A 13,452-nucleotide genomic window follows, 5' to 3' on the forward strand; every position below is an offset into this window, starting at 1 on the left:
TTTATACAGAATCCTCCAGTCATGTTGCGACTCATGCCTGGGCTGAAGTCTGGCTGAATGGCTATTGGCAGAGTTTTGATGTCACCAATAATACCTGCCAACCGAATCAGCATTTGAAGCTGGCGGTGGGCATCGATTATCTGGATGCCTGCCCGGTGCGCGGTATCCGCCGAGGCGGTGGCTATGAAGATATGCAAACCATAGCTGCCGTGCATATGCTATCAAACCCGCGGCTGGATATGTCGCAATAAACGTACCTGACTTAAGGATTGTTATGACCTACTGTGTGGCCATGCGGCTGTCGTCCGGGCTAGTGTTTGCTTCTGATTCCCGCACTAACGCTGGGGTGGATCATATTTCCACTTTCCGTAAATTGCATCTGTTTCAGCAAGATGGCGAACGAACGCTGGTAGTGCAAAGTGCAGGCAATCTTGCCACCACACAGAGCATTGTCAGTTTGCTGCAACGTCGATGTTTAGACTCCGAACTGACTAACCTGATGAATGTGCCGTCGATGTATGAGGCGGCCACGTTGTTGGGCGAAACGGTGCGGGAGGTGATTAACCGGGACAGTGGCGCGCAGCAAAACAGTGGCGGGACCGATTTTAGCTGTAACCTACTGTTAGGCGGTCAGATTAACGGTGAGGGGCTGCGGTTGTTTCATATTTATCCGCAAGGGAATTTTATCGAAGCCACGCCAGATACACCCTATTTTCAAATTGGTGAAAGTAAGTATGGTAAGCCCATTATCGACCGCGTGTTGAGCTACAACACCGCGCTGGATCAGGCAATGCAGTGTGCGTTGATTTCAATGGATTCAACCTTGCGCAGTAATCTGTCGGTGGGATTGCCACTGGACGTGATGATCTACCCGCTGGACAGTTTCAGTACCGCTCAGCAATATCGAATCACGGAAGATCATCCTTATTTTATGATGATCCGTAAAGGGTGGGGGGAAGGATTAGTGAGTATTTTTTCTCAGCTCCCAGAGTTGAAGTTGGGGGGATAATAGAGTGGATCTGGCTTCGGTTGATATGAGATTTGTTCTCAATGCTGTCATTGCCACCTCAACCGAAACCAGCTCCAAACTGATCTAATCAATCCCTAATCCAATAAATCCCCTCATAGGCGCGCAATTCCATGGCCTGCGGCTGGAAGGCGCTTTCGCCATAGCTGCTCATCAACAACTGCCAGTGACCATCCAGATCGATATCCTCTGGCTGCCATTGTTGCGGCGCACCACTTAGATTCGCCACCACCAGCAGCTGCTTACCTTGCCAACTGCGTAAATAACACCATAAATCTGGCTGCTGCGGGCAAAGATCCTGATAGTCACCAAAAGTGAACACATCGTGTTGCTTGCGCAGGGCTATCAGATATTGATAGGCATAAAATACCGAATCAGCATCAGCCAGCGCGGCATCGACGTTAATCTCACCATAGTTACTGCAAGGCTCAATCCACGGGGTTCCCTGGCTAAAACCGGCATTATGGCTGCGATCCCATTGCATCGGGGTACGACCATTATCACGGGATTTAGTCGCCAAAATTGCCAATAACTCATCAGCATCGCGGCCTTTTGCACTTAATGCGGCAAACATATTCAGGCTTTCAACATCACGGTATTGATCAATAGAGCTGAAGTTTGGGTTGGTCATTCCAATCTCTTCGCCCTGATAAATATACGGCGTGCCCTGCATACCGTGCAGCACCATCGCCAACATTTTAGCGGCAGGTAAGCGCAGCGCACCTTCATCACCAAAGCGCGAGACAATACGCGGCTGGTCATGGTTGCACCAGAACAACGCATTCCAGGCACGATTATGCATCCCCTGCTGCCACTGGTTAAAAATCTGCTTAAGTTCGACACGATCCGGTTGCATCAGTGACCATTTCTCACCATTGAGATAATCCACTTTCAAATGATGGAAATTAAAGGTCATCGACAGTTCATCGCCGCCCAATGCAGCATAACGCTGGCAATGCTCAAGACGGGTGGAAGACATTTCACCCACCGTCATCAGGCCGCGCGGCTGAAACACATCGCGGCTCATTTCTTGCAAAAATTCGTGGATACGTGGGCCATCGGTATAGAAACGGCGGCCATCACCGTCAAAATCATCGGGGAAATCTTGCTGTTTGGACACCAAATTGATCACATCCAGACGTAAGCCATCCACGCCAATATCCGCCCAGAACTCACATACTTTTTTCAATTCATCGCGTACGGGTTGGTGTTCCCAATTGAGATCAGCCTGCTCAGCGGCAAATAAATGCAGATAATACTGGCCACTGGCCGCATGCCATTGCCAGGCATTGCCACCAAATTTAGAACGCCAGTTATTGGGCAAATCATCACCCTTTCCATCACGCCAAATATAGAACTGGCGGTAAGGACTGTTGCGGTCTGTTGATGCTTTAAACCAGGCATGTTCAGTGGATGTATGGTTGAACACCATATCCATCACAATACGAATACCACGCTGATGGGCTTGTTCCACCAGATGTTTAAAATCATCTAGGGTGCCATAAGCCGGATCAATGGCACAGTAATCCGCCACGTCATAACCATTATCCACCTGCGGCGAAACATAAACCGGCGTCAGCCAGATAGCATCAACACCGAGTTTTTGCAGATAATCCAACCGCTGCGTCACCCCCGCCAGATCACCGTAACCATTACCGGTGCTGTCCTGAAAACTCTTCGGGTAAATCTGATAGATGACGCCGTTTTGCCACCAAGGGATAGGATTATTCATAGCAGACTCTTATTTGTAGAAAAAACCGAAAAAATTGAGAAAATAACTCCGCCAGGGAATAACCACTGGCGGAGGTTTGCGGTTCAGACCGGCAATTCACCGCGGCTATCTTTGCGTTTATAAACCAGTATGGTCAGTACCAGTGGCACGACAATTGCCACCAACATTGCCAGAGAATAAATCGCCCAGAACTGCGGTTTGATCGACAAAATACCCGGCAAACCACCGACACCAATACCATTTGCCATCACCCCTGTTAGCCCGCAAATCAGGCCTGCCAGTCCAGAACCAATCATGGCGCACAACATTGGGAAGCGATATTTCAAGTTGATACCGTACATGGCGGGTTCAGTCACACCGAGATAGGCTGAGATGGCCGCCGGAACAGAAATTTCTCGTTCATTGATCTTACGGCTAATGATAATGATGCCCAGCACCGCAGAGGCTTGCGCGATATTGGACAAGGCAATCAGCGGCCAAACAGGTGTACCGCCCATGCTCTGAATCATCTGCATATCAATAGCCAATGTGGTTTGATGCACCCCGGTTATCACTAACGGCGCATACAAGAAACCAAACAGCGCAGCGCCAATAGGAGCGAAACTACCGGTCATTACTGCTTTCACGCCCCATGCCACACCATCACCAATCATGCGACCAAATGGCCCAATCAAGGTATGAGCGAGGAATACTGCCAGCAATAAAGACACCACTGGCACGATAACTAAGTAAAGATAAGCAGGAATAATTTTCTTCAGATTGGTTTCAATCCAGCCCAATGCTAAACCGGCCAGAATAGAGGGGATAACTTGCGCCTGATAACCCACTTTTTGGATAGTAAACCAACCGAAGTCCCACACCTCAGGGACTTGCTGCCCCAACAGATAAGAGTTCATTAGCTGTGGAGAAACCAGCGTAATCCCCAATACAATCCCCAATACCGGCGTGCCGCCCATTTTCTTCACCGTCGACCAACAGATAGCTACTGGCAGGTAGAAGAAGATGGCTTCGCCCAGTAACCATAGGAAGTCGTAAATGGTTTTCCACGCCGGATACATCTGTGCCAGCGTTTGGCCCTCGGACATTGGGATGTCGCCGATCACATTACGGAAACCGAGGATCAAACCGCCGCTGATCAAAGCCGGCAACAGCGGGAAGAAGATCTCGGCAAAGTGAGAGATACCGCGCTCAAACCAGGTCATATTCTGGCGCGCAGCCAGCTTGGTTTGTTCTTTATCTGCCTCATTTTGGCCAATTTTAGCAATTAGCGCCTGGTAGTAATCATCGACTTCCGGCCCGATAACCACTTGAAATTGCCCGGCATTAGTAAAACAGCCTTTGACCATCGACAGCTTTTCGATCTCTTTAGGAAATGCTTTTGCTGGATCATTTAATACAAAACGTAACCGGGTAATGCAGTGGCTGACAGTGGCAATATTTTCTCTGCCTCCCACCAGTACGATCAATTGATCGATGTCTTGTTGTTTTACTTTGCTCATTTCAGCATACCTTTCGTAAAGGTGGGATCGGTTCCAAGTGGCTTATTTAAGGTTAGCCAAGTATTTATTTTTATGGAATGGGAACGTTCCCAACTTGCGTCCAAGATCACAATTTGACAATTTTTGTGCAAATTTTCATCGAAAATGAGTTAAGCCCAAAGCGCTCCGATGACTCCAAATGAGCTGGCAGGGAGCATAAAGATGCGAAAAAACATCAAGCCAATTGGCCGGGGATAATAATTTGTTGAAGGGGTTGGTTATTATTAAGTTGATCAAGCAGTTGCTGTGCCGCTTTCACACCTGCACTACCATAACCCAACTCGACTGACAGGCTATTGGGGAACAAGAAGTGCAACAAGGGTGTGTTGCCGATACCACATACCTGAATGTGTTGTTGCCCTTGCTGCTGCAAGTACTTACTTACCCCCATAGCAATAGTATCAGAAGCACATACCAGTGCGGAGGTATCGGGTTTTATCACTTGAGGCGCGAGCTGAAAGCCGCTCTGATAGCTCAATTCTCCCAACGCAACAGTGGAAGTCAGGCCATGTTGCAGGCAGTAATCGAGATAAGATTGATGGCGACGCATACCGGTCGTGGCATCCGAGGGCTGCACACCGATATAACTAATATGGCGATGCCCGGCCTGGCGCAGTTTATCCATCAACAGCCGCACCGCCCCTTCATCGTCATAACAAACCGAAGAGAAACCGCTATATTCTCGCGCCAGTACCACCATTTTTTCCTGCCACGGCGCGAGCATGTCTGCGGTTAAGCCGGTGAAACCAAAAAGAATCACCCCATCCACATGGCGCTGTTGTAAAACATGCAGATGCTCGCTAACCAGCTCAGGATCAAACTGGCTTTCCATCAGAATAGGGTCGTAACCTTGCTGATAGAACAGCGGCAACATGGTGCGCACCGCCTGATTCTCAGAGGGAGAATCCAGACGTGAGACAATAATCCCCACCACTTTATCGCTCTGACCACGCATCGCGCGGGCCGATTTTGATGGGGTAAACCCCTGTTGACGGATAACCGCCTCAACTCGCTTTCGCGTCTGTGGGCTGACACTGCCTTCATTGTTTAATACCCGTGAAACGGTGGATTTTCCGACTCCACTCATGCGGGCAATGTCCTTAATGGTCAAACGGTTTTGCATGGTTTACCTAATGTTTAGGTTTGAATACATATAATAAACTGATTATTTATAGCTACCGTATTATTTATATTTACCAGAACGGTGGGAAGCATACCATGCCCAGAATCAGACTCAGCGCATGATATCCCTATGACTGGTAACATATTATTACCCTAACGGATGAAATTCCCGTCAGGGTGATTTTTGCCGTGGCAATAATTATGACGCAGTTTATTGTTTGTATAACTGTTTGAGTGCGATGGTGTTCCGCTCAAACAAAGTGATTCTTCACTCACCGGAGGTTAATTACCCAGTGGACCCTGTTCCCTCAATCTACACCCTTTGGGTGTACCGATAAGGTAATTCCCCGTCTGACGTGGCTGCCTTATCGGATAACAATCTGATAAGCAGTCACTGCGCATTCTCCCTGCGTTGGTTTCTGCTGCTGATGTTTTTGCCCTCTCTACGGCAGGTTTGCCGTGGGCGCTACCTGAAGACAATTCAGGTATGACAGTAAGGTTTGAACCATGCAAATTAAAAATTTCACCCGCCAATTGCTCAATGTATTGAGCCGCAACCTGCCCCGCCGCCTGATCCGGCGGGAAACCATGCTTGAGGGGGTTTCAGCAGGAAGTACGGCAAAAGATATCCCGGCAGAACTGGCCCGGCAGCGTTTGCAGTGTGCCAATGAAACGCCGCAGCAGCTTTATCAGCGCTTTCACAGCCACCCCGAAGGACTGACTGAGCAAGAAGCCGAGGCTATTCGCCAAAATTGTGGCAGTAATTTGATTGAAAATCAGCAGGCTACCCCTTGGTGGGTTCACCTATGGCACTGTTATCGCAACCCCTTTAACTTGCTATTGACCATTCTGGCCTTGATTTCTTACGCCACGGAAGACCTCACCGCCGCACTGGTGATTGGTGCTATGGTGCTGATTTCTACCTTGATGCATTTTATCCAGGAAGCCCGCTCTAACCGCGCAGCAGATGCGCTAAAAGCCATGGTCAGCAACACCGCCACAGTGCTACGCAGTGATGCCCATAGCGGAAAAAGCGAACATCGCGAACTGCCGATTTCCCAATTGGTGCCTGGCGATATTATTAAACTCTCTGCCGGTGACATGATCCCAGCGGATTTACGTATTCTGGTGGCAAAAGATCTGTTTATCAGCCAGGCCGCCCTGACGGGTGAATCTCTGCCGGTGGAGAAAGTGGCGCAGTGCCGGGAATGTGATGAACAAAACCCATTGCAGCGGGATACCCTGTGCTTTATGGGCACCAATGTGGTGAGTGGATCAGCACTGGCCATCGTTATCGGTACCGGTAATCAAACCTATTTTGGTCTATTAGCTGAGCGTGTGACCCATCAGGATGAACAGCCCAATGCTTTCCAGAGCGGTATCAGCAAAGTCAGCTGGTTGTTGATTCGCTTTATGTTGGTCATGACACCCATTGTGTTGTTAATCAATGGGTTTACCAAAGGTGACTGGTGGGAAGCGGCACTATTTGCTCTCTCGGTTGCCGTGGGTTTGACCCCAGAAATGCTGCCGATGATCGTCACATCCACATTGGCAAAAGGGGCAGTAAAGCTGTCAAAACAAAAAGTTATCGTCAAACGGCTGGATGCTATTCAGAACTTTGGCGCGATGGATGTTCTGTGTACCGACAAGACCGGCACCTTGACCCAAGATAAGATTGTGCTTGAAAGCCATACCGACGTATTTGGAGCCAATTGTGAACGTGTAATGCGCTATGCCTGGCTCAACAGTTACTACCAAACCGGCTTGAAAAACCTGCTGGACGTGGCGGTGCTTTCGTCCATGACTGATTCATCCCAGTCTGCTGAAATACTGGCAGGTTACCGTAAAATCGATGAAATCCCATTTGATTTTGAGCGCCGCCGGATGTCCGTGGTGGTCAGCGACCAATCGGATTATCACGAGTTAATCTGCAAAGGCGCATTGGAAGAGATGCTGTCTATTTGCCGCCATGTCCGTCAGGGAGATGACGTCATCCCAATGACCGATACGCTGCTGGCACGCATCCGCCGCGTTACCGATGAGCAAAACCAGCAAGGGCTGAGGGTGGTAGCAGTCGCCACACGGATTTTGCCAGCATATCAGCGCAATTATGCGGTTATCGACGAATATGACCTGATTCTTGAAGGCTATATCGCCTTCCTAGACCCACCCAAAGAGAGCACCGCGCCCGCACTACTGGCATTGAAAAACAGTGGTGTCAGCGTCAAAATTCTTACCGGTGACAATGAGTTAGTGGCGCGTAAAGTCTGTAAAGATGTCGGGTTATCGGTCGAAAAAGTTTTGCGTGGCAGTGATATCGAACAAATGAGTGAGGCAGAACTGACGCAAGCTACTCGCACCACCACCGTATTTGCGAAGCTGACACCGATGCATAAAGAGCGCATCGTGCAAAATCTGCGAGAAGCAGGCCATGTGGTCGGCTTTATGGGCGATGGTATCAACGATGCTCCGGCACTGCGGGCGGCGGATATCGGGATCTCGGTGGATTCGGCAGTAGATATTGCTAAGGAAGCGGCTGATATCATTTTGCTGGAAAAGAGCCTGATGGTACTGGAACAGGGCGTGATAGAAGGCCGCCGTACCTTTGCCAACATGCTGAAATACATCAAAATGACGGCCAGTTCTAACTTCGGTAATGTTTTTAGTGTGCTGATTGCCAGTGCATTTTTACCCTTCTTACCGATGCTGCCGCTGCATCTGCTGATCCAGAACCTGATGTATGATATTTCTCAGATTGCCATTCCATTTGATAATGTCGACGAAGAACAGCTGGCAAAACCACAGCGCTGGAACGCCGGCGATCTTGGGCGCTTTATGGTGTTCTTTGGGCCGATAAGTTCAATCTTTGACGTTTTGACCTTCAGCTTAATGTGGTGGGTATTTAAAGCTAATACGCCGGAAATGCAGACCTTGTTCCAGTCTGGCTGGTTCGTTGAAGGGCTGCTGTCCCAGACCTTAATTGTGCATATGATTCGCACTCGTAAAATTCCCTTTATTCAAAGTCGCGCTTCCTGGCCGCTGTGTCTGATGACACTGGCAGTGGTGGTAGTCGGTATCGGGCTAACCTTCTCGCCACTGGCCGGATTCCTGCAATTACAGGCACTACCACTCTCATACTTCCCATGGCTGATGGTGATTTTGGCAGGTTACATGGTGACGACACAGCTAGTGAAAGGCTGGTTTGTCAGGAGATATGGCTGGCAGTGATTTGATTATTAACCTGTGGGTGTTGCGCGATGCGCTACAAGGATTATAATGACTCTTGTAGCGCAACAAGGAACGATAAATGATAAAAAGTTGGAAACACAAAGGACTGCAACGCTTCTTTGAAACAGGTTCTGCTGCGGGCATTAATCCCCAGCATGTTAAGCGAATTCGAGACCGCTTGCGATTTATCGACCTGGCGGAAACGATTGAGGATGTCAATGTTGCCGGATACAAGCTCCATCCGTTACAAGGTGAAAGAGAAGGGATCTGGTCAGTAACAGTAAGCGGAAATTGGCGCATTACATTCGAGTTTACCGCTGGAGATGCGTTTATTCTTAACTACGAGGACTACCACTAATGAAAATGCATAATCCCCCACATCCAGGGGAAATGATTGAAGGAATCCTCGAAGATTTGGGGCTCGGGATAAGGGAGTTTGCCAGAGCATTAAACGTGTCACCTTCAACGGTACAACGGCTGGTTGCCTGTAAGGCGGCAATTTCACCGGAAATGGCGGTAAAACTGGCCGCGGTTCTGGGAAGTACCCCGGCAATGTGGCTCCGCCTCCAGGCCGCTTACGACCTGGGAAAAGCAGAAGAGAATGTTGATGTATCCAATCTGACTAAACTGTACAAACCGGATCCAATATCGCTGCATAGTTGATAGGCTCAACGCCTCTCTGCTTTGCCAAGGCTGCCCGTCTCACTGGTGGCCTTTTCTATTTCTCTCAACCACCTAAATTCGACTCAAACAATCAATCGCAATAGCCTTAAAACTATCAAAATGCTGGCTACTCAATAAACGGCTCATCGAGCGCTCACGCACAAAGGTTACGAACAAATCATAAATCGCCATCGCTTCTTCATAATCGGTTTTGCTGATAGCTAACAGGAAAATGACATGAGCCACTTCGCCATCCCCCCAGGCAATGCCATTAGGTGCCAACAAAGTGACCACTACTGTTTTTTTGGCTAATAGGCCCAGTGAATGTGGCAATGCTATCCCTTCACCTAGCATGGTAGAAACAATCGCTTCTCGCTCCACCACTGACGGGTAGAAATCCCCATCCACAAAATCTTCTTCTTCCAACTGACTACAGACTTTTTTAAACAACTGCTCCTGCGTCATCGGCTGGTCGATAATCATAAAGTGCTGACTATCAAAGAACTTTTCCAGCATGTAAGGCCGGGTACGATCAACTAAGACCAACTTACCCAGCTGCTCTAATTGATATTCCGTCGGGAAGGGGGACATCACGACTACCGGCTTGTTCTTTTCCGTTAGTCGTGAATTAGAAATAATGAAATCTTCGTCGATATGGTCAAGATTTTCGTAATCACGCAGGGAAATGGTTTGAGTCATCACAATTTGCGGATACTTACGCGAGATCTGCGCCTGAATCATTCGGGTGGTGGAATTACCGGTATCACACACCAGCATCACCTGCGGATGGCGCTGATAACCAATGTTGTAATGGCGCTCCAAACCCACCCCTATATGCAACACCAGATAGCCAATTTCATTTTCACTTAAGCTGTAAGGCGTATATTTCCCCCAACTGGAAACCGCCGCCAGTGTGACGTCATAGGCCATCGGATAGTGCTGTTTAATATTGGATAACAATGGGTTAGGAATCGTAATCTGATACTTCACCCGGGTTATCATAGTCTTGATATGGGTGAGTAAATCAACCCGCAGCTGCTTATCGCCCTGCAAATTGTAGTTATAGTGAGCATTAATGTACGAGAGGATGTAGTCCACCAGCGTCTCTTCGTCATCGGCATTGATTTCACTCGGTCGACTGGTATTTAACTGGCTGGCCTGCACCCGGCGGGCGGCAATATTCACACGCAAATAAGCTTCTTCGGCAGCTGAAATATCTTTTCCTGACAGCAACTTAAGCTCAGTAGCCAAACGGCCCGAGGCTAACTTAACCGCTTCATCCACATCTTCGGCATCAAAATCAGATAAGGGATAACCGTCGGTGATACGCTTTATTGCCACCGCACAGTAGAAAATCAGGTATTGCTCGCCTTCATCGGTTAACCGTACGGCATATTGCGCGAGTAATTCATGCAGCAACCGCGTCAATTCTGGAATGGTTTGGATACTTAAAAATTCATTTTTTAATAACGGGTTATCAGCATCTTGCAGTTGTAACTGGAACAGTAAATCTGTCAGGCAGGTACGGATGGCCAGCTCAGAACCAAACAACTTCATACCATAACGAGGCTTAGTTTCGATGGTCAAATGATAGCGGTTTAACCTTTCTCTCACCTCTGCCATATCATTTTGTAATGTGCCACGGCTGACAAACCATTCATCGGCTAAATCTTCTAACTTCAATGAAAAAGCAGAGGTCAAAAAACGGATTAACAGATAGTGCACCCGTTCATTAGCGGTGCGCGGCGTCAGGTGCACCTTACGATTTTGCTGCTGTAGGCTACGGAAGCGGTCTGCATCTTCCACCATCAGCCGATAACCGAAGCCACGATTATGCACAAAGTGCGCGCCATAATGCTCCAGAATCTCATTCAACGCCGTAATATCAGCCCGTACAGTACGTGTCGAGACCGCAAAACGTTTCGCCAACTCCTCCTGAGGTAGCGTTTCCGATTGCAGTGCATCGAACATATAGGCCAGACGTTGATAGGGAAATCTCACTGCTCAACTCCGTTATTCAGAATATTAGCTGCCCCCCTGACAGCATGGCCACAGGGGGCGCGTACCTCATATCATTTTTTCTGTGCGGCCGGGGCGAACACCATTTGCGATGGGCTGCCAACGGCGGTATAGCCTGGGACAAAGGTCAATTTGCCACTTTGCGGAGAGACTTTAAAGCGCGTTATGTTATCGCTTCGTTGATTCATGGCGTATAAATAGTGCCCCGTAGGATCAAGCACCAGCGTGCGCGGGTAGTCACCCCGTGTCCATACTTCCTCTACTGGCTTAAATTCACCGTCAGCAGTCACGGCAAATTGGCCGATACTATTATGCAGACGGTTCGCGACATACAGGAATTTGCCGTCTTGCGAGAGCGTCAGGCCCGCTGCAAAGTTGGTGCCGCGATAATCAGCCGGGAGTGACGACAGAGTATGTAGCTGTTTCAACGTACCTTTTTCTGTATCCAGCTGATAGCTGGTGAGGGTTGAGGCTTCTTCGTTGATTAAGAATAGTGTTTTGCCGTTAGGGTGGAACACAAAATGCCGTGGGCCAGCACCGGCAGATGAGGCATCAATGAACGGCGGCGAATTCGGTATCAATTTGCCATTATCCGCATCAAAGCGGTATTGATAAATTCTGTCTAACCCCAGATCGGTGGAGAACACGAATTTGCCACTCGGTGAGCTGGCTATCATATGTGCATGTGGGCCATTGTGGTCACTGATGGCAAAGCTCCCTTCCACCGCAGCCGCAGGTCTCGCCGCCCCAGCAGGGCCTTCATCTTGCTGTATCGAACTGGCCTCAGCAAGTTTGCCGCCACCTTGTACCGGGAAAACAGCCACCGAACCGCTGATATAGTTAGCGACCAGTAAATGGCTGCCCGATGGCGTTAATGAGAGATACACCGGCCCGCCGCCCTGAGAATCAACCTGATTAATTAATGTCAAATTACCATCAGCCGGGTTGATGCTGTATGCCGCAATCGAGCCGTGCTTGCCACCATTGAAATCCGCAACCTCGCTGGCGACGTATAAGGTTTTCCCCTGAGCATCCACCACCAGTTGTGCCGGATTCGCCAGTGAGCTAACCAGCGTTTTCTCACTTAATTCACCCGATTTAGTATCAACCAAGAACCGGTAAACCCCTTCCCCGTTGGGATTATAAGTACCGACATAAGCAAAAGACTGATTGCCAGGCTGTGCAGCATGCGCCAGTGGATTAAACAGCGCGACCATAGCCAGAGCAATACCTGCGGACAGGTCTTTCAAACCAGAATCTGTTGAACAGTTATTCATATTGGTCCTTACTCATAGGGAAGAGCTACCAGAAGGTAGGTGTCGCGCCAAGCCAAACCGCCACACCTACCTCCACCGATACTGAGTTCTTAACAGGTAAATTAGTGGGTTATTGCACTATCTTTTTCACGATATCCAATAATGTTTTCACATCTTCCGGGCGGGTATTGCCGGTCTTGCTATCAATAATCGAGCTATAGATATGCGGGATAACTTTCGTCACACCCGCATCCAGCGCGATTTGCACAATTTGTTCGAAATTATCCAGATCAATACCTCCGGTTGGCTCCAACCAGAAACCAGTTGCTGCGCAAGCCTCGGCAACAAAACGGTATTCATCAATAGAATCCAACCCATTCATCGGGAAGAATTTTACCGAGCTGCCGCCCATATCTTTCAACATCGCAATGGCGGTGGTGACCGGCACAATCGCGTCTTTTTGCTGTGAACTGAGCGGGCCGGTTGAAATCTTCACATAACCGACTTTGCCGGTCGGTGATATCAGGCCATTGACCACAGTATCGTGCTGGCCCAGCAAGGCACGGCTGGCACCGACGCCGGTAAATACCTGATTCACATGCTGTGGCTGTACCTGTTGCGAAATCTGACTCACCATCACCGACTGCCTGGGGTCGCCCGCACCTAGCCCCACCGACAAAGCATTGTCGATCAGGGCTGCGTACTCACGCATGTCTTTGACGGCACTGTCGACATCTGGATAATTCTTCGATAACACGCCCACCAGCACATGCCCTTCAGCAGCCTGATAAATCGCGCGCGCATTGTCTTTAGAACCGGCCAGCACATTCAAGCACACGCGGTCACGGTAATAATTGGGGGTCAGTT

Annotated in this window: 10 protein-coding genes and 1 pseudogene; 5 read left to right on the forward strand and 6 right to left on the reverse strand. The window is 49.1% G+C overall.

All coding sequences use genetic code 11. From position 1 onward, the window contains the following. A pseudogene (locus ACNSO8_RS08415) lies at positions 1-251 on the forward strand (transglutaminase family protein); the annotation flags it as partial. A gap of 23 nt (positions 252-274) precedes the next feature. Beyond that, positions 275-1,009 (forward strand): proteasome-type protease, encoded by a 735-nt coding sequence (locus ACNSO8_RS08420; RefSeq protein WP_019080059.1) that lies wholly within the window; start codon positions 275-277, stop codon positions 1,007-1,009. An 88-nt stretch (positions 1,010-1,097) separates the two neighbouring features. Here ACNSO8_RS08420 and treC read toward each other — a convergent pair whose 3' ends face one another. The 3 genes from treC to treR all read right to left on the reverse strand — a co-directional run bounded on the left by treC (position 1,098) and on the right by treR (position 5,420). Beyond that, positions 1,098-2,759, reverse strand: a complete 1,662-nt coding sequence (gene treC, locus ACNSO8_RS08425; protein ID WP_019080060.1) for an alpha,alpha-phosphotrehalase — start codon at positions 2,757-2,759, stop codon at positions 1,098-1,100. 83 nt (positions 2,760-2,842) lie between these two features. Next, positions 2,843-4,258 carry a PTS trehalose transporter subunit IIBC gene (gene treB / locus ACNSO8_RS08430; RefSeq protein ID WP_019082223.1) on the reverse strand — a complete coding sequence of 472 codons (1,416 nt, stop codon included), beginning with the start codon at positions 4,256-4,258 and terminating at the stop codon, positions 2,843-2,845. Positions 4,259-4,472: 214 nt separating this feature from the next. After that, complete coding sequence (treR, locus tag ACNSO8_RS08435) at positions 4,473-5,420, reverse strand: trehalose operon repressor TreR (protein WP_050159605.1); 948 nt, start codon at positions 5,418-5,420, stop codon at positions 4,473-4,475. Between the two features lie 506 nt (positions 5,421-5,926). On the opposite strand from treR, the gene mgtA reads away from it, so the two are divergent. The 3 genes from mgtA to ACNSO8_RS08450 all read left to right on the forward strand — a co-directional run bounded on the left by mgtA (position 5,927) and on the right by ACNSO8_RS08450 (position 9,310). Next, positions 5,927-8,647 (forward strand): magnesium-translocating P-type ATPase, encoded by a 2,721-nt coding sequence (gene mgtA, locus ACNSO8_RS08440; RefSeq protein ID WP_050158783.1) that lies wholly within the window; start codon positions 5,927-5,929, stop codon positions 8,645-8,647. Between the two features lie 79 nt (positions 8,648-8,726). After that, the gene (locus ACNSO8_RS08445; protein WP_005162526.1) at positions 8,727-9,005 is read left to right on the forward strand and encodes a type II toxin-antitoxin system RelE/ParE family toxin; all 279 of its coding nucleotides are present in this window, start codon (positions 8,727-8,729) and stop codon (positions 9,003-9,005) included. After that, a complete protein-coding gene (locus tag ACNSO8_RS08450) occupies positions 9,005-9,310 on the forward strand; it encodes a HigA family addiction module antitoxin (RefSeq protein WP_005162529.1) in 306 nt (101 codons plus the stop codon). Before ACNSO8_RS08445 ends, ACNSO8_RS08450 begins: the two co-directional genes overlap by 1 nt. 72 nt (positions 9,311-9,382) lie before the next feature. Here the strand turns inward: ACNSO8_RS08450 and ACNSO8_RS08455 are convergent, their stop codons facing one another. The 3 genes from ACNSO8_RS08455 to dagF form a co-directional block, all read right to left on the reverse strand. Beyond that, a complete protein-coding gene (locus ACNSO8_RS08455; RefSeq protein WP_072092646.1) occupies positions 9,383-11,311 on the reverse strand; it encodes a BglG family transcription antiterminator in 1,929 nt (642 codons plus the stop codon). 71 nt (positions 11,312-11,382) lie between these two features. Next, entirely contained in the window at positions 11,383-12,606 is a 1,224-nt protein-coding gene (locus ACNSO8_RS08460) for a lactonase family protein (RefSeq protein ID WP_057630317.1), read from the reverse strand. A 109-nt stretch (positions 12,607-12,715) separates the two neighbouring features. Continuing rightward, a complete protein-coding gene (dagF, locus tag ACNSO8_RS08465; protein ID WP_418394379.1) occupies positions 12,716-13,450 on the reverse strand; it encodes a 2-dehydro-3-deoxy-phosphogluconate aldolase in 735 nt (244 codons plus the stop codon). Between the last annotated feature and the right edge of the window lie 2 nt (positions 13,451-13,452).

It is taken from the genome of Yersinia sp. LJYL362 (assembly GCF_048323875.1).

Excerpts from the sequence above, each read along its gene's own strand:
- ACNSO8_RS08420 (WP_019080059.1), top strand. The coding sequence starts at position 275 with ATGACCTACTGTGTGGCCATGCGGCTGTCGTCCGGGCTAGTGTTTGCT.
- treC (WP_019080060.1), bottom strand. The coding sequence starts at position 2,759 with ATGAATAATCCTATCCCTTGGTGGCAAAACGGCGTCATCTATCAGATT.
- treB (WP_019082223.1), bottom strand. The coding sequence starts at position 4,258 with ATGAGCAAAGTAAAACAACAAGACATCGATCAATTGATCGTACTGGTG.
- treR (WP_050159605.1), bottom strand. The coding sequence starts at position 5,420 with ATGCAAAACCGTTTGACCATTAAGGACATTGCCCGCATGAGTGGAGTC.
- mgtA (WP_050158783.1), top strand. The coding sequence starts at position 5,927 with ATGCAAATTAAAAATTTCACCCGCCAATTGCTCAATGTATTGAGCCGC.
- ACNSO8_RS08445 (WP_005162526.1), top strand. The coding sequence starts at position 8,727 with ATGATAAAAAGTTGGAAACACAAAGGACTGCAACGCTTCTTTGAAACA.
- ACNSO8_RS08450 (WP_005162529.1), top strand. The coding sequence starts at position 9,005 with ATGAAAATGCATAATCCCCCACATCCAGGGGAAATGATTGAAGGAATC.
- ACNSO8_RS08460 (WP_057630317.1), bottom strand. The coding sequence starts at position 12,606 with ATGAATAACTGTTCAACAGATTCTGGTTTGAAAGACCTGTCCGCAGGT.